Raw genomic sequence first — 24,723 nt, forward strand, 5'->3', positions numbered from 1 at the left:
CTCACCAACACCAGCCGCCGCACACCGTGTTCAGCCACCAGATGCCGCGCCACCAGCCCACCCAGACCACCGGTACCACCGGTGACCAGCACCGTCCCGGCTCCCAGAGCCGGAGGCTCGGCATGGCCGGTCGTCGCACGTGCCAGCCGGGGTGCGCGCGTTTCACCGTCGCGCAGTACGCTCTCCGGTTCGCCGGAGGCCACCGCTGACGCCAACGCGTCGGCCGACGCCTGGCTGCCATCGGTGTCGACCAGAGCGAACCGGCCGGGGTGCTCGGCCTGCGCCGACCGCAGCAGGCCGTACAGCGGGGCCGCGGCCAGATCGACCGGGCCACGGCCGTCGGAGACGGCGTTCGACGTCACGAGCACGAGCCGGGCGTCTTCGAACCGCTCCAGCGCCAGCCACTCCTGGACCAGCCCCAGCACCCGCCCCATGGCGGTACGGACCTCCATGGGCACGTCACCGCCGCCGTCGAACGGCCCGCACCGGACCACCACCCGGTCGGGGACCGGCGCGCCCTCGGCGACGGCCGAGGCCAGCGCGGACAGGTCCGCAAAGGACGTGGCACCGTCCAGGCCTTCCAGCGCCTCGCCGAGCACCGCCGGAGTGGCCGCGCCGGAAGGCTTCGGCAGCGACGTCCACTCCACGCGGTAGCCCGCGTCCTGGTCCGCCGCCCGCTCCCGGAGCCGGTCGGCCGTCACGGGGCGGGACACCAGCGACCCCACTGTCAGCACCGGGTTGCCCAGCATGTCGGTGGCCGTGACGGACAGACCGTCCCCTCCGGCCGGCGCGATCCGCACCCGCAGTGCGGTGGCGCCGACCGCGTGGCAGGCCACCTCGGTCCACGCGAACGGGAGCATCGTGCCCTCGTCCGTGTGGGACGCGGCCAGCAGAGGGGCGTGCAGGCAGGAGTCGAGGAGTGCCGGATGCAGGCCGTAGCGGTCCGCCTCGGCGTCCGCGGGTTCCGGCAGGACGACCTCGGCGTAGAGTTCCTCGCCCCGCCGCCAGACCTTCCGAAGCCCCTGGAACGTGCCGCCGTAGGCGTAGCCGTCGTCGAGCAGCCGACGGTAGAAGCCGTCCGTGGACAACTCCTCGGCATCCGCCGGCGGCCAGTCTGCAGGCCCCGCCGAGGGTTCGGGGGCGGCAGTGGTCAACAGGCCCTCGGCATGCAGGGTCCAGGATGCGTCGTCAGCGATCGCGGAGTACACGCCGACCGTGCGGGAGCCGGAGTCGTCGGCCCCGCCGACCACGACTCGCAGCACCACCGCGTCCTCATCAGGCAGGACAAGGGGCGCGTGAAGCGTCAGTTCCGCGAGCAGCGGGCAGCCCACCTGATCGCCCGCGTGCAGGGCCATCTCGACGAGCGCGGCGCCCGGGAGCAGCACCACGCCCATGACGGCATGGTCTGCCGCCCAGGCATGCGCGGCCTGCGAGATTCTGCCGGTGAGCACGAAGTCACCCGAACCCGGCATCGCCACGGCCGCGCCCAGCAGGGGATGCGTGAGCGGCCGCAGACCCGCCGACACGACGTCTCCGCCGCCCACTCCCGCCCAGGCGCTGGACCAGTACTCCTGAGTGTCGGCCCAGTAGCGGTCGCGCTGGAAGGGGTATGTCGGCAGGTCGTCGACGGTACGTCCGGGGTGGAGGGCGGTGAAGTCGACGTCGGTGCCTCGGGAGTGCAGGGCGCCGAGGGCGGTCAGCAGGGAGTACGCCTCCTCCCGGTCCCGGCGCTGACTGGCAATGGCGTAGGCCTCGGCGGGGAGGGTGTCCTCGGCCATGGCGGCCAGGACGGTGTCCGGGCCGATCTCAAGGAACTTGGTCGCGCCCTGGGCCGTCAACGCGGCCACCGCGTCGGCGAAGCGGACGGGCTCGCGGACCTGGCGTACCCAGTAGTGGGGGTCGCTCAGGTCGTCGGATGCCGGTTGGCCGGTCAGGGTCGAGATCAGTGGGATGCGCGGCGCGTCGTAGGAGAGCTGGGACGCGATCTCGGCGAAGTCGGCCAGCATCGGCTCCATCAGCGGGGAGTGGAACGCGTGACTGACACGGAGACGGGTGACCTTGTGGTCGTCCTGGAGCCTCTCGATCGTCTGTGTGACCGCGTCCTCGGAGCCCGAAATCACCACCGAGCGCGGGCCGTTGACCGCCGCGATCTCCACACCGTCCACGAGCGCCGCCCGCGCCTCGGCCTCACCGGCCCGGACGGACGCCATCGCACCGCCCACCGGCAGCGCCTGCATCAACCGACCGCGCGCGGCCACCAGATGGGCGGCATCCGACAGGGACAGCACACCGGACACGTGCGCGGCAGCCAACTCACCGATGGAGTGCCCAGCGACGAAGTCAGGCTTCACACCGGCCGACTCCAGGAGCCGGAACAGGGCGACCTCGATCGCGAACAGCCCCGGCTGCGCCCAGCCCGTCCGCTCCACGAGACTGGGCTCCTCACCCCACACGACCTCACGCAGCGGACGCTCCAGGTGAGCATCCAGCGCCGCGGCCACCTCATCGAGCGCTGCCGCGAACACCGGGAAACGAGACGCCAGTTCACGACCCATGCCCAGCCGCTGCGCACCCTGCCCGGTGAACAAGAATGCGAGCTTGCCCGCCACCGGGGACACCGCACGCACGCCCTCCAGCCCGCGCAGCAACTCCTCACGGCCCGCACCGACCACCACAGCACGGTTCGGGAACTGCACACGCGCTCCAAGGGTCCACGCCACATCCACCGGACGCAGAACCTCACGCCCAGCCACATGTGTCCTGACCTGCTCGGCAGAAGCCGTCAGCGCCTCGGGCGTCTTACCCGACACCACCCACGCCACCGGCGCCACATCATCACCAGCAGGCACCTCGACCGCCGGCGGCTCCTCGACAATCACATGCGCATTGGTCCCACTGATCCCGAACGACGACACCCCGGCCCGACGCCGACGCCCCTCCGCCCCCGTCCACTCCCGGGCCTCGCTCAGCAGTTCAACCCCACCGGCAGACCAGTCCACCTGTTCCGACGGCTCATCCACATGCAACGTCCGAGGCAGCACACCATGCCGCATCGCCAGAACCATCTTCATGATCCCGGCCACGCCCGCCGCAGCCTGCGTGTGACCGATGTTCGACTTGACGGAGCCGAGCCACAACGGCCGCCCCTCCGGCTGATCCTGCCCATACGTCGCCAGCAACGCCTGCGTCTCGATGGGATCGCCCAGGGTCGTACCCGTCCCGTGACCCTCGACCACATCCACATCCGCCGGCGAGAGCCCGGCCGACGCCAACGCCTCCCGGATCACCCGCTGCTGCGAAGGCCCGTTCGGTGCGGTGAACCCGTTCGACGCGCCGTCCTGGTTCACCGCCGAGCCCCGTACCACCGCCAGGACCGGATGCCCGAGACGCAGGGCGTCCGACAACCGCTCCACCAGCAGCAGCCCGGCGCCTTCGGAGATCCCGGTGCCGTCCGCGGCGTCGGCGTAGGCCTTGCAGCGGCCGTCCTGGGAGAGGGCGCGCTGTCTGCTGAACTCGACGTAGATCTCGGGGGTGGCCATCACACTGGCGCCGCCGACGAGGGCGAGCGTGCACTCGCCCGAGCGCAGGGCGCGGGCCGCCAGGTGCAGGGCCACCAGCGAGGAGGAGCAGGCCGTGTCGACGGTGACCGCCGGGCCCTCCAGGCCGAAGGTGTACGCCACGCGGCCGGACGCGTTGGCGCCGGTGCCGCTGTTGCCGGCGTAGTCGTGGTACATCAGGCCGGCGTAGACGCCGGTGCGGCTGCCGCGCAGGGACGCGGGGGTGATGCCGGCCCGCTCGAACGCCTCCCAGGCGCACTCCAGGAGGAGGCGCTGCTGGGGGTCCATGGCCAGTGCCTCGTTGGGGCTGATGCCGAAGAACGCGGGGTCGAAGTCGGCGGCGTCGTAGAGGAATCCGCCCTGGCGGGTGTAGCTGGTGCCGGGGCGTTCGGCGGTGGGGTCGTGCAGTTCGTCGACGTTCCAGCCGCGGTCGGTGGGGAATTCGGAGACGGCGTCCGCACCGGCTGCGACCAGCCGCCACAGGTCCTCGGGGGAGCTGACTCCGCCGGGGAATCGGCAGCTCATGGCCACGATCGCGATGGGCTCGTCGTCCGAGGCCGCCGGAGCGGTCGGCGTTCCGGGGGCGACGGCGGTCGTTCCGGCGAGTTCGCCGATCAGGTAGCGTGCGAGGGCAGTCGGGGACGGGTAGTCGAAGGCGAGCGTCACCGGCAGTCGCAGGCCGAGGGTCCGGCCGAGGCGGTTGCGGAACTCCACGGCGGTCAGCGAGTCGAAACCCATCTCGCGGAAGGCCCGGTCGGGGTCGAGGTCGGAGGACGTGGCGAAGCCCAGCACGACCGCGACGCGGTCCAGGACGAGGTCGAGTACCGCCTGTTCCCGGTCGGCTTCGGAGAGGCCGGTGAGGAAGTCGGCGGCGGAGTCCGCGGTGGGCAGCGCGGAGGCTGTTCGGCGGGCGCCGGGCAGGAGGCCGCGGAAGAGGGCGGGCACCTCCGTCTGTCCGCGCAGCGCGGCCAGGTCGAAACGGGCGGGGAGCAGGATGGGCTCGTGCCGCTTCCGGGCCGCGTCGAACAGCGCCAGGCCTTCCTCGTCGGACAGGCCGATCATGCCGCTGCGGGTGATGCGGGCGCGGTCGCCCGTGCCGAGGCCGCCGGTCATTCCGGTGCCCTGCGCCCAGAAGCCCCAGGCCAGGGACTGCGCGGCGAGGCCCTGTGCCCGGCGGTGGGCGGCGAGCCCGTCCAGGAAGGCGTTGGCGGCGGCGTAGTTGCCCTGCCCGGGTGAGCCGAGAGTGCCGGCCGCACCGGAGAAGAGGACGAACATGTCGACGTCGCCGGCCAGTTCGTGCAGATTGAGGGCCGCGTCGACCTTGGGCCGCAGCACGGCGTCCATGTGCTGCGGGGTGAGCGTGGTGATGGTGCCGTCGGCGAGGACTCCGGCCGCGTGCACGACTCCGCGCAGCGGCCGGTCGGCGGGTACGGCGGCGAGCACCTCGGCCAGGGCGTCGCGGTCGGCGGCGTCGCAGGCGGTGAAGGTGACGGTGTGGGCGCCCAGTTCGGTCAGTTGGTCGCGCAGTTCGTCGGCGCCGGGTGTGTCGGGTCCGCGGCGGCCGAGGAGCAGCAGGTGCCGTGCGCCGTGCCGGGCGACCAGGTGCCGGGCGAGGAGTCCGCCGAGTGTGCCCGCGCCCCCGGTGATGACGACGGTGGCGTCCGGGGCGAACGGCGGGGTGTCCTCGACGTCGGTGGGGGTGACGGCGGGGACCCGGGCGAGCCGGGCCACGTGGAACTGTGTGCCTCGGCAGACCAGTTGGGGTTCGCCCGAGGCGACGATCGCGGGCAGCAGGTCGGGGAGCGGGCCGTCGATGTCGGCCAGCAGGATACGGCCGGGGTTCTCCGACTGGGCGGAGCGCACCAGGCCCCATACGGCGGCCCCGGCGAGGTCGGTGACGTCCTCGCCGTCCAGCGCGACCGCGCCCCGGGTGTGCACCAGCAGGGTCGAGTCGGCGAAGCGGTCCTCGGTCAGCCAGGTCTGGAGGGCGGTCAGGGCGTGGTGGGTGGCGTCGTGCACGGCGGACCGGTCGATGCCGGGTGCGACGGCCAGGGTGATCACGTCCGGCGTCTCCGCCTCGGACAGTTCGTCCCAGGGTGCCGCGGTCACGGGTTCGCCCGTCCCGGCCGCCGCCTGTGTCCACGAGGACCGGTACAGCGCGTCGTGGACGGGTCGCGGGGTGTCGGCGGTCCACTCGTCCGACGTAGGCCGCAGGACGACCGAGGCCAGCGAGGCCACCGGGGCGCCGGACGGGTCGGCGGCCTCCATAGCGACCTCGCCGTCGCGGAGCGCGGTGAGCCGGACCCGTAGGTGCGAGGCTCCGGCGGCGTGCAGGGTGACACCGGAGAAGGCGAACGGCAGCAGGGCACGGTCGCCGACCGCGCCGGTGAGGGCGCAGGCGTGCAGGGCCGCGTCCAGCAGGGCCGGGTGCAGGCCGAACGTCCGGTCCTGATCCCCGGATTCCAGGGCGGTGTCGGGCAGCTGGACCTCGGCGCACACGTCGTCGCCTGCGCGCCAGACCGCGCGCAGGCCCTGGAAGACCGGGCCGTAGCTCAGTCCGGCCTCGGCCAGTGCGGGGTAGAAGCCGTCGAGGTCCACGGCGGTCGCACCTGCGGGCGGCCACTGTGTAAGGGCGGCGGGGGCGGTGGCCGGTTCCGGGGTGAGGAGGCCCGTGGCGTGGCGGGTCCAGGGTTCGTGTTCGGGGGCGTCCTCACTGCGTGAGTACACGTGCAGGGGGCGTGCCCCGTCCTGGTCGGGGCCGCCCACGACGACGTGCAGCTGGGTGCCGCTCGCGTCGTTGAGGAGGAGGGGTGCCTCGACGGTCAGTTCGGCCAGGACGGGGCAGCCGGTCTCGTCGCCGGCGCGGACGGCCAGTTCCACGAAGCCGGTGCCGGGGAACACGGCGGTGCCGAGCACGGTGTGGTCGGCGAGCCAGGGCTGGGCGGCCGTGGACAGCCTGCCGGTGAGGATCACACCGTCCGACGCCGGGGTGGTGACGACGGCGCCGAGCAGGGGGTGGGCCGCCGCGCGCAGGCCCGCGCCGGTCACGTCACCGGCCGTGCCGGTCGTGGCGTTCAGCCAGTACCGGGCGTGCCGGAAGGGGTAGGTGGGCAGGCGGGTACGGCGGGCGCCGGGGCAGGTGCGGGGCCAGTCGACCGCGACGCCGTGCACATGGGCCTCGGCGAGCGAGGACAGGAACCGGTCGAGGCCGCCGTCGTCGCGGCGCAGGGTGCCGGTGACGGTGGCGGGCGCTCCGGCCTCGGCGAAGGTCTCCTCCATCGCGAGCTTGAGCACGGGGTGGGCGCTCGTCTCGACGAACACGTCGAAGCCGGCGCCGGCGAGGGCGCGGGCGGTGTCGGCGAAGCGGACGGTCTGCCGCAGGTTCCGGTACCAGTACTCGGCGTCGAGTGCGGCGGTGTCGAGGAGGCCGCCGGTCACCGTGGAGTGGAACGGCACGTCGCCGCTGCGCGGCCGTACCGGCGCGAGGAGTTCCAGGAGCCGGTCGCGGATGCCTTCGACGTAGTGGGAGTGCGAGGCGTAGTCGACCGGGATCATGCGGGCGCGGACGCCGGAGTCGGTGAGGTCCGCGCGGAGGCGTTCCAGCGCGTCGGGCTCGCCGCAGACGACGACCGAGCCGGGGCCGTTGACCGCCGCGAGGGACAGCCCGTCGAGGTCGCGCAGGTGGGCTTCGGCGGCCTCGGCGGACAGCGCCACGGACATCATGCCGCCGAGTCCGGCCAGTTCCTCGGCGATGAGGCGGCTGCGCAGGGCGACCACGCGTGCGCCGTCCTGCAGTGTCAGGCCGCCCGCCACGCAGGCCGCGGCGATCTCGCCCTGCGAGTGGCCGATCACGGCCGAGGGCTCGACGCCGTGCGCGCGCCACAGCTGGGCGAGGGACACCATGACCGCCCAGAGCGCGGGCTGCACCACGTCGACGGCGTCCAGTGTGGGCGCGTCCGGTGCGCCCCGCAGAACGGCGAGCAGGTCCCAGTCGACGAAGGCGCGGAGGGCTTCGGCGCATTCGGTCATGTGCCGCGCGAACTCCTCGGAGGAGTCGAGCAGTTCCACGGCCATGCCGGTCCACTGGGAACCCTGGCCGGGGAAGACGAAGGCGACCTGCGAGTCGGCGCGGGCGGTGCCGCGGACGACGTTCGCGGCGTCGCGGTGCCCGGCCAGCGCCGTGAGTCCGGCGACCAGTTCGGTGGTGTCCGCGCCGATCACCACGGCGCGGCGGCCGAGCGCGGCCCGCGTCGTGGCCAGCGAGTAGGCGACGTCGGCGGGGTCGGCTTCCTGGCCGGTCACGAAGTCGGCCAGCTGTCCTGCCGCAGCGGCGAGCGCGTCGTCGTCGTTCCCGGACAGGACCCACGCGTGCGCGGCGGGCGTGACGTCCACGCCGCGCGGTGGGACCGGCGAGGGGTCATGCGGTTCGGCTTCGAGGATGACGTGGGCGTTGGTGCCGCTCACACCGAACGAGGACACGCCGGCGCGCCTGGGGTGTTGCCGGTCCGGCCACGGCTGGGCCTCCGTCAGCAGCCGGACCGCTCCGGAAGTCCAGTCCACCTTGGCGGACGGTTCCGTCACGTGCAGGGTGCGCGGCAGGACGCCGTGCCGCAGGGCCATGACCATCTTGATGACGCCGCCGACACCTGCGGCGGCCTGGGCGTGGCCGAAGTTCGACTTCAGCGAACCGAGCCAGAGCGGCTGTTGCGGTGCCCGGCCCTGTCCGTACGTGGCCAGCAGGGCCTGCGCCTCGATCGGGTCGCCCAGGGTGGTGCCCGTGCCGTGTCCCTCGACCGCGTCGACCTGTCCGGCGGGCAGCTGTGCGTCGTCCAGGGCCTGCCGGATCACTCGCTGCTGGGCCGGTCCGCTGGGCGCGGTGAGGCCGTTGCTCGCACCGTCCTGGTTGACCGCGCTGCCCCGGATGACGGCCAGCACGGAGTGCCCGTTGCGCCGCGCGTCGGAGAGCCGTTCCAGCAGCAGTACGCCGGCGCCCTCCGCCCAGCCGGTTCCGTCCGCGCTGTCGGAGTAGGCCTTGCACCGGCCGTCCGGCGCCAGCCCGCGCTGCCGGCTGAACGCCACGAACGGCGCGGGCGTGCACATCACCATCACGCCGCCGGCCAGCGCCATCGTGCACTCGCGGCGGCGCAGCGCCTGCACGGCGAGGTGCAGCGCCACCAGCGAGGACGAGCACGCGGTGTCGACGGTGAGGGTGGGGCCCTCCAGGCCGAGGGTGTAGGCGACGCGGCCGGAGATCACGGCGGACGCGGCGGCGGTGCCGAGGTAGGCCTCGGCCGCGTCGGGAGCGGCGTTGAGCAGGTCGCCGTAGTCCTGGTAGCCGGAGCCCGTGAACACGCCGACGGGCTTGCCGCGTACGACGTCGGGGGCGATGCCGGCCCGCTCGAACACCTCCCAGGACACCTCCAGCATCAACCGCTGCTGCGGGTCCATGACGACGGCTTCACGTGGGGAGATGCCGAACAGGCCCGCGTCGAATCCGGTGGCGTCGTAGAGGAAGCCACCCTCGGCGACGTAGCTCGTGCCCTGCCGGCCGGCCTCGTCGGAGAGCAGCCGGTCCAGGGGCCAGCCCCGGTCGTCGGGCAGCGGCCCGACGGCGTCGACGCCGCCGGCGACGAGGTCCCACAGGGCCTCGGGTGTGCGTACGCCACCGGGGTAGCGGCAGGCCATGGAGACGATCGCGATCGGGTCGTGCGCCGCACTCCGGGCGTCCTGGAGTTGCTGCTTGGTCTGCGCGAGGTCGGCCGTCACCCGTCGCAGGTAGTCGAGAAGCTTCTTGTCCTCGGCCATCACACTGTCCTCATCTGCAGGGTCGGGTGCGCGGGCTCAGCCGTTCAGTCCGAGCTGGTTGTCGATGAACTCGAAGAGTTCGTCGGCCGTGGCGTCCTCACTGATCCGGCCGCCGTCCGTGCCGGCCGCCTCGGCTGCCGTGAGCAGGGTGCGGAGCCGGGCGGCGATCCGGTGCTGCTCGATCTCCTCGGCGGGCAGAGCGGCGACGGCGGCCTCGAGCCGGTCGAGGTCGCCGAGCAGCCGCGCCGCACCGGTGGGCGGGGCGAGCAGGGTGCGCAGATACTCGGCGACCGCGGCGGGGGTGGCGTGGTCGAAGACCAGGGTGGCCGGGAGGTCGAGGCCGGTCGCCGTCGACAGCCGGATCTTGAGGTCGGTGGCGGCCACGGAGTCGAAACCCAGGTCCGAGAAGGCCTTTCCGGGCTCCAGCGTCTGGGGGTCGTCGTAGCCGAGCAGGGCGGCCACGTGGGTGCGGACGAGGTCGAGCACCTCGCGGTCCTGCTGGGCGGGCGGCAGTCCGGCCAGCCGTTCGGCCAGGGTGTTCGACGCTTCGGCGGCTCCCGTGCCGGTCCCGGCGCCCGCCGCTTCGGGCAGGGCGTCGAGTAGGGGGCGCCGGCGGGCCATCGTGTAGACGGGGGCGAAGCGGGCCCAGTCGATGTCGGCGACCACGAGGTGGTGTTCGCGGTGCTCGAGGGCCTGACGCAGCGCGGTGACGGCCAGGTCGGGCCGCATGGGCGGGGCGCCCAGCCGCCGCATGCCCGCGGCCAGTTCGGCGTCGACCATGCCGCCGTCCCAGGAGCCCCATGCGATCGACGTGGCGGTCAGGCCTCGGGCCCGGCGGGCGGCCGCGAGTGCGTCCAGGTGGGCGTTGGCGGCGGCATAGCCCGCCTGACCGGCGCTGCCCCACACCGCCGCGCCCGACGAGAACAGCACGAACGCGTCCAGCGGTGTCCCGGCGAGCAGTTCGTCGAGGTGTGCGGCGCCGGCCACCTTGGCGGAGGCCACGGACGCGAGTTCGTCGAGGGCGAGTTCGGCCGGCGGCGCCATCCGCTGCATGGCGCCGGCCGCGTGCACGACGGCGGTGAGCGGCCGGTGCGCGGGGATGCCGTCCAGCAGGGCGCGGAGGGCGTCGTGGTCGGACACGTCGCAGGCGGCCACGGTGACTTCGGCGCCCAGCCCGGTCAACTCGGCTCGCAGTTCCTCGACTCCCGGTGCCTGCGCCCCCCGCCGGCCCGCGAGCAGGAGGTGTCGGGCGCCGGACTCGGCCATGAGACGGGCCACATGGGCGCCGAGCCCGCCGGTTCCACCGGTGATCAGTACGGTGCCCGAGGTGCGCCACGGGGTCGCCGGGAGCCCCTCGAGCTGCGCGCGGACCATACGGCGGGCGAAGACTCCGGCCGAGCGGACGGCGACGTGGTCCTCGGGGGCGGTGTCCGGCGTGGGTGACTCGCCGGCCCCGGACAGCATCGCGCACATCCTGCGCAGTGCCTCGGCGTCGGGGGCGGCGGGCAGGTCGACGAGGCCGCCCCAGGTGTCCGGCAGGTCCAGCGCGAGTCCGGTGCCCAGACCGTGCAGCATCGCCTGGCCGGGGTCCGGCCGTTCCGTTTCGTCGACGGCGACCGCGCCGACGGTCGCGCACCACAGCGGCGCGGCCATGGCGGCGTCGGTGAGCGCCTGCACCAGGATGACCGTGGCGGCGTACCCGGTGGGCAGTGCGGGATGGCGGTGATGTGGCTCGGTGGCGAGGGCGAGCAGGGACAGCACGCCTCGGAGGCCCTGTACGCCTTGCCCGCCGGGTACACCGGTGTTCTCCCGCAGCCTGGCGGTAAGTGCGGCTCGGTCCTCGTCGAGGCTGACCGGGAAGGACACGACATCGGCGCCGTGTTCCGCGAGCGCGGCGGCGACCGCGGACACGAGCGGATCGTCCGTACGGGCCTCGGGCACCGCGAGCAGCCAGCGGCCGTCGAACCGGCGGGGCGCGGGGTCGGCGACGGGGTGCCAGACCACCCGGTAGCGCCAGTCGGCCACGACGGACTCGGCGCGCCGGGTGCCGCGCGCGGCGGAGAGGGCGGGCAGTACCTCGGCCAGCGCCTCGGCTCCGACGCCCAGGTCCGTCGCCAGCGCGGGCAGGTCGGCTCGTTCGAGGCCGTTCCAGAACTCCTCGTCGGCCGGGTCGGTGGTCGTCCGGGTCTGCGCGGCCGGCTCGGACCAGTACCAGGTGCGCTGGAATCGGTAGGTGGGCAGGTCGATCCGACGGGCGCCGCTGCCCGCGTGGAAGGCGGACCAGTCCACGGCCGTGCCCCGGGTGTGGGCCCGTGCCACGGCGGTGATCAGTTCGCTCTCCTCCGCGCGGTCGCGGCGCATCGCGGGTACGAACGCCACGTCGGTGCCGGGTGCGAGGCTCTCGGGTCCGGCCGCGCTCAGGGCGGCGTCGGGGCCGAGTTCGAGGAAGGTGGTCACGCCACGGTCGGCGAGCCACCGCACACCGGCGCCGAAGCGCACGGTGGCCCGCACCTGGCGCACCCAGTGACCGGGGTCGGTCAGTTCCGTCGTCACGGGCCCGCCGGTCAGGGTCGAGACGACCGCGAGTTCGGGCGCCTCGTAGCGGATCTCGGCGGCCACCGCGGCGAACTCGTCGAGCATCGGCTCCATCAGCGCCGAGTGGAAGGCATGCGACACGGTGAGCCGCTTGGTTCGCCGCCCGGCGGCCCTGAGCTGCTCCGCCACGGCCATGACGGCGTCCTCGGCGCCGGACAGCACGGTCGAGGAGGGGCCGTTCACGGCGGCCACCGCGACCCGGTCGTCCAGCAGGGGCGTGACCTCCTCCTCCCCCGCCTGCACCGCCACCATCGCCCCGCCGGCCGGCAGGGCCTGCATCAAGCGGCCGCGCGCGGCGACCAGTTCGGCGGCGTCGGCCAGGGTGAACACCCCGGCCACGTGTGCCGCGGCGAGTTCGCCGACCGAGTGGCCGAGCACATGGTCAGGCCGTATGCCCCAGGACTCCAGCAGCCGGAAGAGCGCGACTTCCACGGCGAACAGGGCGGGCTGGGCGTAGCCGGTGCGGTCGAGCAGCGCGGCGTCGGAGCCCCACATCACGTCCCGAAGCGGGCGGTCCAGACGAGGGTCGAGTGCGGCCAGCACCGCGTCGAGTGCTTCGGCGAACGCCGGGTGTGCCGCGTGCAGTTCGCGGCCCATGCCGAGGTGCTGGGCGCCCTGCCCGGTGAACAGGAACGCCGTCCTGGCGTCCGCGTGCGCCACGCCCCGCACCAGGCCGGCCGCGGTGCCGCCGTCGGCCAGCGCGGCGAGCGCGGCGCGGGCCGACGCCTCGTCGGCGGCGACCACGGCGGCCCGCTCCTCGAGATGGGCCCTCGACACGGCCAGCGAGTGGCCCAGGTCGAGCAACGGCTGCCCGGGGTGGGCCCGTATGTGGTCGAGCAGGGCGGCGGCCTGGGCACGCAGGGCCGGTTGGCCGCGGCCGGACACCAGCAGAGGGACGAGTCGGGGGGAAGGCGGCTCGGCTGCGGGACGTGATTGCGTCAGCTCCTCGGCGGGCGGCGCCTCCTCGATGATGACGTGGGCGTTGGTACCGCTGAGGCCGAACGCCGAGACTCCCGCACGCCGTGGACGGTCGGTACGCGGCCACGGACGGGCCTCGGTCAGGAGCCGCGCGTGGCCCGCCGACCAGTCCACGCCCGGCGTGGGCGCCGTCAGGTGCAGGGTCCGCGGCAGCGTCTCGCGGCCCAGCGCCTCGACCATCTTGATCACGCCGCCCACCCCGGCGGCGGCCTGGGCGTGACCGATGTTGGACTTGATGGAGCCGAGCCACAGCGGCCGGTCGGCAGGGCGGCCCTGTCCGTACGTCGCCAGCAGCGCCTGCGCCTCGATGGGGTCGCCGAGGGAGGTGCCGGTGCCGTGCGCCTCGATGGCGTCGACCTGGTCGGCTGACAACTGGGCGCCGGTCAGCGCCTGCTCGATCACACGCTGCTGGGCGGGGCCGTTGGGCGCTGAGAGTCCGTTGCTGGCGCCGTCCTGGTTGACGGCGCTGCCGCGCAGCACCGCCAGCACCGGGTGGCCGAGCCGGCGCGCCACCGGCAGGCGCTCCAGCAGCAGCAGTCCGACGCCCTCGGACCAGGTCGTGCCGTCGGCGTCGGCGGAGAACGACTTGCAGCGCCCGTCGGGAGCCAGCCCGCGGTCCTGGCTGAAGCCGACGAACGAGTCGGGTGTGGCCATCACCGTGACGCCGCCCGCGATGGCCAGGGCGCACTCCCCGGCCCGCAGCGCCTGTGCGGCCAGGTGCACCGCCACCAGGGAGGACGAGCAGGCGGTGTCCACGGTCACGGCGGGCCCCTCCAGGCCCAGCGTGTAGGCGACCCGGCCGGAGGCGACGCTGGCCAGGCTGCCGATGCCCTGTGCCGCGTAGTCGTGGTAGACGAGGCCCGTGAACACGCCGGTGGGACTGCCCTTGAGCGATGTGGGATCGATACGGGCCCGCTCCAGCAGTTCCCACGACAGCTCCAGCAGCAGCCGCTGCTGCGGATCGGTCTCCCTCGCCTCGCGCGGGCTGATCCGGAAGAAGTCCGCGTCGAACTCCCCCGCGTCGTGCAGGAAGCCGCCCTGCGCACAGTACGTCCTGCCGGGCGTGGCCGGCTCGGGGTCGTACAGGCCGTCCACGTCCCAGCCCCGGTTGCGCGGGAACCCGGAGATCGCGTCGGTGCCGGACGCGACCAGGTCCCACAGGTCCCCGGGGGTGCGGACGCCGCCGGGGAAGCGGCAGCCCATCGCGACGATGGCGATGGGTTCGTGCCAACGCTGCTCGGCGTCGCGCAGCCGGCGGCTGGTCTGCCGGAGTTCGGCCGTGGCCCGTCTGAGGTACTCGCGGAGCTTGTCGTCGTTGCCCATGGTCCTTCAGCTCTGCAGGTTGTCGAGCATGGCGAACAGTTCGTCGTCGGACGCGGACGTGAGATCGTCCCCGTCGGTGGCGGCGGGCCCGGACTCGTCGCCGGCGTCCCGCCACTCCCGCAACAGCGCCTCGAGCCGCCCGGTGACCCTCAGGGCCGCGGCCGACTCCAGATCGGCTCCGTTGAGCAGCGCCGCCAGCCGGTCGACCTCGGCCAGCACCGGGTCCGCCGGGTCGGCGGTGCCGGCGAGCTGCTCGCCGAGATGACCGGCCAGCTGCAGCGCGGTCGGGTGGTCGAAGACCAGCGTGGGCGGCAGCCAGCGTCCGCAGGCCGCGCTCAGCGCCTTGCGCAGTTCGACGGCGGCCAGCGAGTCGAACCCGAGGTCCTGGAACGGCCGGTCCGGAGCCACGTCCTGCCACGACCCGTGCCCCAGGACCGCTGCCACGTGCGTGCGGACCAGTTCCAGCAGTACGTCGGCCCGTTGGCCCTCCGGGATGCCGGCCAGCCGCTCACGCAGACCGTCCGCCGGTACGGGCTGCCTGACGGACGGCCGCCTCCGGGCGGGTGCGTCCCGGTCCGCAGGCCCGGGCACGGGGACCGCGCGACTCTCGACACGCGCGGCGGACAGCACCGGCCGCCCGCTGCCGTCGGCGATCGTCAGCGCGACACCGCCGTCGCCCGGTGTGATGCGCACCCGCAACGTCCGCGCACCGACGGTCCCGAGGGACACCTCCCGCCACACCACGGGCTGGGTCACCTCGTCCACCGCCCGGTCCAGGTGCAGTGCCGCGTCGAGGAGGGCCGGGTGGAGCGCGAAGTCCCCGCCACCGCCGTCTCCTTCGGGCAGAGCGACCTCCGCGTACGACTCCTCGCCGTGCCGCCAGGCCGCGGTGACGGCCTGGAACGGCGCACCGTAGCCGTACCCGGCGGAGAGCAGCGCCTCGTAGACCTCAGGCACGTCTACCGGGGTGGCGCCGACGGGCGGCCAGGGCCCGAACACATCGGCGGGCGGGAGATCGAGGGGTTCCAGCGTGCCGTGCGCGTGCCGCGTCCAGGGCGTGTCCTGCTCACTCCGGCTGTGGACGGTGACCGGCCTCGCCCCGGATTCGGCGTCCTCCGCACCGACGACGACGTGGACGGTCACCGGGCCCTCGTCGAGGAACAGCGGTGTGTCGACGGTCAGTTCGGCGAGAAGGCCGCAGTCCGCCTGAAGCCCGGCGGTCAACGCCAACTCGACGAATCCCGCCGTCGGGAACAGGAGCCGCCCGTGCAGGTCGTGGTCACCGAGCCAGTCGTGCTCACCCTCGGTCAGCCGCCCGGTCAGCACGACGAGATCACTGTCGGGGACTGACACCTTGGCGGTGAGGACGGGGTGCCCGGTCGAGGCCTGCCCGCTCCCGGCGGGGTCGGTGCCTCTTGGCGTGGACAGCCAGTACAGCTGGTGTTGGAAGGGGTAGGTGGGGAGGTCGTCGAGGTGCCGTCCGGAGTGGAGGGCGGTGAAGTCGACGTCGGCGCCTCGGGCGTGGAGGTCGCCGAGGGCGGTGAGGAGGGTGTGGGCCTCGTCGCGGTCGCGGCGTTGAGTGGCAGCGGCGTAGGAATCGGCGGGGAGGGTGTCCTCGGCCATGGCGGCGAGGACGGTGTCCGGGCCGATCTCCAGGAACCTGGTCGCGCCCTGGGCCGTCAACGCGGCCACCGCGTCGGCGAAACGGACCGGCTCGCGGACCTGGCGGACCCAGTAGTCAGGGTCGCGCAGTTCCTCCGCAGCAGGCTGACCGGTCAGAGTGGAGATCAGCGGGATGCGCGGCGCGTCGTAGCCCAGCTGGGACGCGATCTCGGCGAAGTCGGCCAGCATCGGCTCCATCAGCGGGGAGTGGAAGGCGTGGCTGACACGGAGACGGGTGACCTTGTGGTCGTCCTGGAGCCTCTCGATGGTCTCCGTTACCGCGTCCTCGGAGCCCGAAATCACCACCGAGCGCGGGCCGTTGACCGACGCGACCTCGACATCGTCGACGAGCGCCGCCCGCACCTCGGCCTCGCCGGCCCGGACGGATGCCATCGCACCGCCCACGGGCAGCGCCTGCATCAACCGGGCACGCGCGGCCACCAGATGGGCGGCATCCGACAGGGACAGCACACCGGACACGTGCGCGGCAGCCAACTCACCGATGGAGTGCCCGGCGACGAAGTCGGGCTTCACACCGGCCGACTCCAGGAGCCGGAACAGGGCGACCTCGATCGCGAACAGCCCCGGCTGCGCCCAGCCCGTCCGCTCCACGAGACTGGGGTCCTCACCCCACACGACCTCACGCAGCGGCCGCTCCAGGTGAGCGTCCAGCGCCGCGGCCACCTCATCGAGCGCTGCCGCGAACACCGGGAAACGAGACGCCAGTTCACGACCCATGCCCAGCCGCTGCGCACCCTGCCCTGTGAACAGAAACGCCAGCTTGCCCGCCACCGAGGGCACCACGCCGACGTTGCTCAGCCCACGCAGCAACTCCTCACGGTCAGCGCCGACCACCACAGCCCGGTGCGAGAACTGCGCACGCCCGCCAAGCGACCGGGCCACATCCACCGGACGCAATCCCTCGCGCCCAGCCACATACGTCTTGAGCTGATCGGCGTATGCGGTCAGTGCTTCAGGTGTCTTCCCCGAGAGCACCCACGCCACGGGCTGCACGTCATCAGCAGCAGGAACCGCCTCGACGGCCGGAGGCTCCTCCACGATCACGTGCGCGTTCGTCCCACTGATCCCGAACGACGACACCGCCGCCCGACGCGGACGCCCCGCAACCTCCGCCCATTCCCGAGCCTCCGTCAGCAACTCCACCGCGCCGGAAGACCAGTCCACCTGTCCCGACGGCTCATCCACATGCAACGTCCGCGGCAACACACCATGCCGCATCGCCAGAACCATCTTCATGATCCCGGCCACGCCCGCCGCAGCCTGCGTATGACCGATGTTCGACTTGATCGACCCCAGCCACAACGGCCTGTCCTCCGGCCGACCCTGCCCATACGCCGCCAGCAACGCCTGCGCCTCGATCGGATCACCCAGGACCGTCCCCGTCCCGTGCCCCTCCACCACATCAACATCCGCCGACGACAAAGCCGCCGACGCCAACGCCTGCTCGATCACCCGCTCCTGCGAGGGCCCGTTCGGCGCCGTCAAGCCATTCGACGCGCCGTCCTGGTTCACCGCCGAACCCCGCAGCACCGCCAGCACCGGATGCCCAAGACGACGCGCGTCCGACAACCGCTCCACCAGCAGCACACCCACGCCCTCGGAGAACCCGGTCCCGTCCGCCCTGGCGGCGAACGACCGGCAGCGGCCGTCCGGCGAGAGGCCCCGCTGCCTGCTGAACTCCAGCAGCACCTCTGGCGTGGCCATCACGGTGGCACCCCCGGCCAGTGCCAGCGAGCACTCGCCGTTGCGCAGGGCCTGGGCCGCCAGGTGCAGGGCGACCAGGGAGGACGAGCAGGCCGTGTCGACGGTGACCGCCGGGCCCTCCAGGCCGAACGTGTACGCCACCCGGCCCGAGGCGATCGCGCCGGCGGCTGAGCTGTTGGCGTAGTCGTGGTACATCAGGCCCGCGAAGACGCCCGTGGCGCTGCCCCGCAGCGAGGCGGGGTCGATGCCGGCCCGCTCGAATGCCTCCCACGAGGTCTCCAGCAGCAACCGCTGCTGGGGATCCATCGCCAGTGCTTCGTTCGGGCTGATCCCGAAGAAGTCCGCGTCGAACTCCCCCGCCTCATGCAGGAATCCACCCGACCGGGCATAGCTGCGCCCGGCCACGCCCGGCTCGGGGTCGTAGAGGCCGTCCACGTCCCAGCCCCGGTTCACCGGGAAGTCCGACACCGCGTCCACCCCGGACTCCACCAGCCGCCAGAGTTCCTCCGGCGAGGACACCCCACCCGGGAAACGGCACGCCATCCCCACGATCGCCACCGGCTCGTCGTCGACCCGCGCGGCCGGAGCGACCGGTGCGCGCCGGTTCGTCGTGCCGAGCAGGAGGTTGTGCAGGTGGTCGGCGACCGCGGTGGCCGTCGGATGGTCGAACACCAGCGTCGCGGGGAGCCGCAGACCGGTCACGGCGTTCAGCCGGTTCCGCAGTTCGACGGCGGTCAGTGAGTCGAAGCCGAGTTCCTTGAACGCGCGGTCGTGCGCGACCCCGTCGAGGGACGTGTGGCCGAGGACGTCCGCGATCTCGCGGCGTACGAGTTCCAGCAGCATCGGCCGGCGCTGTTCGTCCGCCAGCCGGGCGAGGCGGTCGGCGAGCGTGGCGCCGGTCGCGACTCCTCCGGCCTGCCGGCGCGGGGCCCTGACCAGGGCGCTCAGTACGGCGGGCAGCGTGCCGGACGCGGCCCGCGTCCGTAGTCCCGTGGGCTCCAGCTTCATCAGGACAGGAGCGGTGGCGTCGGACGCGATGGCCGCGTCGAACAGGGCCAGGCCGTCGGCCTCCGAGAGTGCGCCGAAACCCTGCCGGTGCAGGCGGCGCAGGGCGGTCTCGTCGAGGTGGCCGGTCATGCCGGTGTCCAGGGACCACATGCCCCAGACGCAGGACTGGCCCGGGAGTCCTGCGGCCCTGCGGTGACTGGCCAGCGCGTCGACGAACGTGTTGGCGGCGGCGTAGTTGCCCTGGCCGCCGGGGGCGACCGTGCCCGCCGCCGAGGAGAACATGCAGAAGAAGGCAAGGTCGTGGCCGGCGGTCAGTTCGTGGAGGTGCCAGGCGGCGTCCGCCTTCGCGCGCAGCACGGCGTCCAGCCGGTCCGCACTCAGCGACGCCACCACACCGTCGTCCAGCACGCCCGCCGTATGCACCACACCCGCCAGCGGATACTCGGCCGGAATCCCGGCCAGCACCACGGACAGCCCCTCCCGGTCCGACACATCACAGGCCACAACCGCCACCTCGGCACCGAGCCCCTCCAGCTCGGCCACCAACTCCCCCGCCCCCGGCGCCTGCACACCCCGGCGACTCACCAACACCAGCCGCCGCACACCGTGTTCAGCCACCAGATGCCGCGCCACCAGCCCACCCAGACCACCGGTACCACCGGTGACCAGCACCGTGCCTTCGGGGTCCGGGGTGCGCGTGTCCCGGGCGGCCAGCGGTGCCCTCATCAGGCGGGGGGCGAGGACCGTGCCGCTCCGCAGGGCCAGTTCCGGCTCGTCGCCGGAGACGGCCGCCGCGAGGGCGCGGACCGAGTCGGGGTGGTCGTCCGTGTCGACGAGGACGAACCGGTCCGGGTTCTCCGTGACGGCCGCGCGTACCAGTCCCCACACCGGTGCGAGCACCACGTCGGCAGGGTGCGCGTCCCCCGTGACCGACAGCGCCCGCCGGGTCAGTACGACCAGCTTCGACGCGGCGAAGCGCTCGTCGGCGAGCCAGTCCTGGACCACCGTCAGCGCGCCGCGAGCCATCTGGTGCGCGGCGTCCGGCACGGTCCCCTGGTCGGTTCGGTCGACCGTCCAGACCAGCGTGCCGGGCACGGTGTCCGCCTCGTCCGACGTGGCGCGCACGGTGTCGAGGTCGGGGAGGTCCGGGGCCGATCCGTCCCCGTCCACCGCGAGTGGGATCCACTGAAGGCCCAACGGCTCCACCGCCGACGCGCGCCGCACGGACGCCAGTTGGTCGGGCGAGACCGGTAGTGCCGACAGTGCGGCCAGGGACAGCACGGGGCCGCCCGTCGTGTCCGCGGCGTCCAGCCGTTCGCCGTCGGGTCCCGGAGCGATCCGGATACGCAGCGCGCCGGCGCCCACGGCGTGCAGGCGCAGATCGGTCCACTCGAAGGGCAGTCGAGCGGGTGCGTCGGGTCCGCTGAGCACGCCGGGGTGCAGGCAGGCGTCGAGCAGCGCGGGGTGCAGGAGGTACCGCTCGGCGTCCGCCCGTACGCTTTCGGGCAGTTCAACTTCGGCGAAGGTCTCCTCGCCGCGCCGCCACATCGCCGTGACGCCCTGGAAGGCCGGGCCGTAGCCGTACCCCTGGGTCGCCAGGCCGGCGTAGCCGTCCGTGACGTCCACCGCGGTGGCTCCGGCCGGCGGCCACTGTGTGAAGTCGAACTCCGTCGCGGTGTCCGCCGTGTTGGTGAGCAGGCCCTCCGCGTGCAGGGTCCACGGCCCGGCGTCCTCGGCGACGCCGGAGTGCACGGTGAACGACCGGGCGCCGGAGTCGTCGGCCGTGCCGACGGCGATCTGGACGGCCACGCCGCCGTGCTCGGGGAGGACCAGCGGTGTGCGGAGGGTCAGTTGGCCGAGCACCGGGCAGTCCAGCTGTTCGCCCGCGCACAGTGCGAGCTCGACGAGTGCGGCGCCGGGCACCACGGTCGCGCCGAACACCTCGTGGTCGGCGAGCCACGGCTGGGCCTGGACGGAGAGCCGGCCGGTGAGCAGGGTGCCGCCGGCGTGTGCCGGTTCCACGGCGGCCGACAGCAGGGGGTGGTCGACGGTGCGCTGCCCGGCGACGGTCCGCTGCGCGGTCGTGACGGCCGGGTCCTTCCAGTACCGCTTGCGCTGGAAGGCGTAGGTCGGCAGGTCGACGGTCCGGGCGTCCGGCAGGAAGGGTGTCCAGTCCACGGGGACGCCCCGGACGTGGGCCTGGGCCAGCGACAGCGCGAAGCGGTCCAGGCCGCCCGCGTCGCGCCGCAGTGAGCCGAGAGTGGCCGCGTCGACGTCGGCGGCCGCGCAGCTGTCCTGGACGGCGCTGGTGAGCACGGGGTGGGCGCTGGACTCCACGAAGACGCCGAAACCGTCGGTCAGCAGTGCCTGGGTGGCCTCTGCGAACCGCACGGTGCCGCGCAGGTTGCGGTACCAGTAGTCCGCGGTCAGCTCCGCCGTGTCCAGCGGGCCGCCGCTGACCGTGGAGTAGAACGCGATGTCCGCTGACGCCGGCCGTACCGGGGCCAGGGCGTCCAGGAGGGCGTCCCGCAGTGTCTCCACGTAGTGGGAGTGCGAGGCGTAGTCCACCGCGATGCGGCGCGCCTGGACCTCCTCGGCGGTCAGCTCCGCGAACAGCTCGTCCAGGGCGGCGGTCTCGCCGCACACCACGACGGACGAGGGTCCGTTCACAGCGGCCAGTTGCAGGCGGCCCGCCCACGGTGTCAGGCGCGGTTCGACGTCCGTCTGGGAGAGCGGTACGGAGAGCATCCCGCCGAGGCCGGCCAGTTCGGCCCGGATGAGTCTGCTGCGCAGTGCCACGACTCGGGCGCCGTCCTGCAGGGACAGCGCGCCGGCCACGCAGGCGGCGGCGATCTCGCCCTGCGAGTGCCCGACGACGGCCGCGGGCCGGACGCCGTACGACTCCCAGAGCGCGGTCAGCGACACCATGACCGCCCACAGCAGCGGCTGCACCACGTCGACCCGGTCCCACAGGGGGGACTCGGTGTCGCGCAGGACGTCGAGGAGGTCCCAGTCCACGAAGGGGGCGAGGGCGGTCGCGCACTGGGCCATCCGGTCTGCGAAGTCCGGTGCCGTGTCGAGGAGTTCGCCGGCCATGCCGCGCCACTGCGAGCCCTGGCCGGGGAACACGAACGCCACCCGCGGGTCCGGCAGTACGGTGCCGGACACCGCGGTGGCCGGCCCGTCGTCGGTGCGTTCGCCGGTGGTCAGCAGGCGCAGTCCCGCCAGGAGTCCGGGTGTGTCCGTGCCGAGGACCACGGCACGGTGTCCGAGCAGGGCGCGGGTGGTCAGCAGGGAGTGTCCGATGTCGACCGCGCTGCCGGTGCCGTCCGTCACGTGGGCCGCGAGGCGTTCCGCCTGTCCGCGCAGTGCCTGCTGTCCGCGGCCGGACAGCGCCCACGGGACCACCGTCGGGGCTTCGGCGGACCCTGCCTGCCGCGCGCTCATGCCGTGTTGCGGGTCGGCCGGTCCGACGCACCGTACGGAAGCAGGTCGCCGAACTCCGGGAACTGGGCGATGGCCTGCTCGGCGGTGAGCGCGGGCTTGCGCGGCCCGCGCAGCACGGCCAGCAGGAAGGCCGGGGACATCATCGCGGTCATGGGCTTGACCAGGGAGGCCACGCCGAACACGGCGTTGATGACGTGCGGGTCGCGGCAGCCGGTCCTGGCGACGCGGGCCGCCATCCGGTCCGCGAGGGCGCCGCCCTGGAGGCGGACGTTCGCGCGGACGTCGGGCAGGCCCTGGTCGGTGTTGGTGGCCAGCCGCCAGGCGCCGCCGTTGATCCGCGCGATGCCGGACTGCACGCGGCGGGCCAGCTTGGGCCGGAGGCCGCCGTCGGCCAGCTCGTCGCGCAGCAGGCGGGCGCACTGGGCGGCGACGGACATGCCGGTGCCGTGCACGGGGTTGAGCGCGGACGCGGCGTCGCCGATGACGACGAAGCCGTCGGGCATGGTGAGCTTCTCGTAGCGGCGTCTGCGGTCGGGGATGTTGCGGTAGGTGCGGATCGGGCCGGCCGGGGTGGCCTGGGCGATGAGGTCGGCGATGATCGGGTGGTGCCGCTCGCGGGCGAACCGTGCGAAGCCGTCCTCGTCGTTGGGTGGTTCGCCGCCGCGGCTCCCGAACAGGCTGAGGATCCAGCGGCCCTCCTCCATCGGCAGCAACCCGGCGCCCCGGCCCGGCTTCCCGGTGCCGGGGGTCATCTGGATCATCACGCCGGGGAAGTCGTCCTTCGCGCCGGGCGGCGCCTCGAACCACCGGCTCACATAGGTGATTCCGGCGTCGACGACGTCCTCGCGGACCTCGGGCAGCCCGAGCGCGGTGAGCCAGGCGGGGGCGCTGGAGCCGCGGCCGGTGGCGTCGACGACGAGGTCGGCGTAGAGCCGCTCCTGCCCTTCGCGGGTCTCGACGAGCACGCCGGTCACCCGGGAGGCGCTGCCGGTCAGCTCCAGTACCTTGGTGGCCTCGCGCACGAAGACCTTGCCGTCGCGGTCGTCGCGCAGCACCTGGCGGCGGACGACGTGGTCGAGCAGGTCGCGGCTGCACAGCAGCAGGTAGGCGTCGGTGTCGAGGCGTTCCATCCAGCCTTCGGGGCCGCGGGCCAGCGCGCCGGAGGGCAGGCCGCGCTTCTTGGCTCCGGCGGCGTAGAGCAGGTCGACGGTGCCGGGGAGCAGTTCGTCGATGGCTTCGACGCCGCCGCGCATGAGGATGTGGCTGTGGTGGCCCTGCGGCAGGCCGCGGCGGGGTTCGGGAGCGTCGGGGAAGGTGTCGCGCTCCAGCACGACGACCTGGTCGACGGTGTCGGTGAGGGCGGCGGCGGCCAGCATGCCGGCGAGGCCGCCGCCGAGGACGAGGGCTCGGGTCACTGGTCGACCCCCGAGACGGCGAGGAACAGCTTCATCCGCTGCTCGGCCAGTACCGGGTCGGGGAAGGCGCCGGCCTGGTCGGCCAGCCGGTAGGCGGTGGCCAGGTGCGGCACGGACCGCGCGGACTGCTCGCCCCACACCATCCGGAAGTGCGGGGCGTGCCCGGACAGCCAGGCTAGGAACGTCACGCCGGTGCGGAAGAAGTAGATGCTGCGGCCCTCGCCGCTGAACAGGTGCCGGTTCAGCGGCAGGGTGGCCTCGAGGAGTTCGGCGGCCTTGGCGGTGTCCCCGTCGTCCAGCGCGCGGAAGGCCCGGGCGGCGAGCGGGATCACGGGGTCGATGACCGGGGTGAGGCCGTGACTGTGCCCCTGCTCGTCGCCGACGAACATCCGCGCGTAGTCGGTGGTGTCGCTGGTGTAGAACTTCACGCCGTCGGGCAGCTTGGCGCGCCAGGCGATCTGGCGGTCGAGTTCCGCGGGGCCGATCTTGACGCCGTCGACCTTGCCGGGGTGGGCGCGGACGATGTCCAGGAGGGCGTCGTAGGCGGGCTCGGGCTCCTCGTGGCCCCAGTACTCGGTGTTGCGGGGGTCCCACTCGGAGGTGATCCAGTGCAGGATCACCGGCCGGCTCGACTGGCGGATCAGGGCGCCGTACACCTCGGCGAAGTCGTCGTAGCCGCGTGCGGCGACGGTGAGGTGGGGGCTGCACATGATGACCGGCTGGGCGCCCGCCTCCTCGACGACCGCCAGCTGCTCCTCGTAGGCGGCCTGTACGTCCTTGAGGGTGCAGGGCTCGAAGGGTTCGATCTGGTCGGTGAGGACCGCGGCGGCCATCCGGCCGCCGACGGCCCTGGCCTCGGCGCCGCAGCGGCGGATCAGTTCGGCGGCCAGCGGCCAGTCGACGCCCATCCCGCGGTGAGCGGTGTCCATGCCCTCGCACAGGGTGAAGCCGTGGGACCACAGGTGCCGGCGGAAGGCGAGCGTGGCGTCCCAGTCCAGGTTCTGCGGCGGCGGGGTGGGGCCCACCGGGCCGAGCGGCTCGTTGTCCGCCAGCGGGTCGGCGAGCACGTGGGCCGTCGCCAGCATCGACCGGGTCCGGAAGGGAGTGGGGTCGGCCGCGTCCACCTGGGTGGTGTGGTCCGGTTCGTAGGTGGTGAGTGTGCCGTCCGCCTCGGGAAGCTTGATCATCTTCTGCTCCGAACCCCGTTC

At 73.5% G+C, this 24,723-nt stretch carries 5 protein-coding genes; all 5 read right to left on the minus strand.

From position 1 onward, the window contains the following. A partial coding sequence (locus tag AC07CM_RS41345) for a type I polyketide synthase (RefSeq protein ID WP_478881692.1) occupies positions 1-9,365 on the minus strand: 9,365 nt, incomplete at its 3' end. Between the two features lie 33 nt (positions 9,366-9,398). Continuing rightward, positions 9,399-14,258: a type I polyketide synthase gene (locus AC07CM_RS41350; RefSeq protein ID WP_478881693.1), complete on the minus strand. Its 4,860-nt coding sequence runs from the start codon at positions 14,256-14,258 to the stop codon at positions 9,399-9,401. A 6-nt stretch (positions 14,259-14,264) separates the two neighbouring features. Next, positions 14,265-22,100 (minus strand): SDR family NAD(P)-dependent oxidoreductase, encoded by a 7,836-nt coding sequence (locus tag AC07CM_RS41355; RefSeq protein WP_478881694.1) that lies wholly within the window; start codon positions 22,098-22,100, stop codon positions 14,265-14,267. Further along, positions 22,097-23,515 carry an NAD(P)/FAD-dependent oxidoreductase gene (locus AC07CM_RS41360; RefSeq protein ID WP_478881695.1) on the minus strand — a complete coding sequence of 473 codons (1,419 nt, stop codon included), beginning with the start codon at positions 23,513-23,515 and terminating at the stop codon, positions 22,097-22,099. The genes AC07CM_RS41355 and AC07CM_RS41360 overlap by 4 nt, the downstream gene beginning before the upstream one ends. After that, positions 23,512-24,702, minus strand: coding sequence for a DUF993 family protein (locus tag AC07CM_RS41365; RefSeq protein ID WP_478881696.1), 1,191 nt, complete (start codon positions 24,700-24,702; stop codon positions 23,512-23,514). Before AC07CM_RS41365 ends, AC07CM_RS41360 begins: the two co-directional genes overlap by 4 nt. Positions 24,703-24,723 lie beyond the last annotated feature (21 nt).

The sequence above is a fragment of the Streptomyces sp. NPDC044061 genome, assembly GCF_056434305.1.

What these genes read in the sequence shown, in the direction of transcription:
- AC07CM_RS41350 (WP_478881693.1), bottom strand. Translation starts at nt 14,258, where the DNA reads ATGGGCAACGACGACAAGCTCCGCGAGTACCTCAGACGGGCCACGGCC.
- AC07CM_RS41355 (WP_478881694.1), bottom strand. Translation starts at nt 22,100, where the DNA reads ATGAGCGCGCGGCAGGCAGGGTCCGCCGAAGCCCCGACGGTGGTCCCG.
- AC07CM_RS41365 (WP_478881696.1), bottom strand. Translation starts at nt 24,702, where the DNA reads ATGATCAAGCTTCCCGAGGCGGACGGCACACTCACCACCTACGAACCG.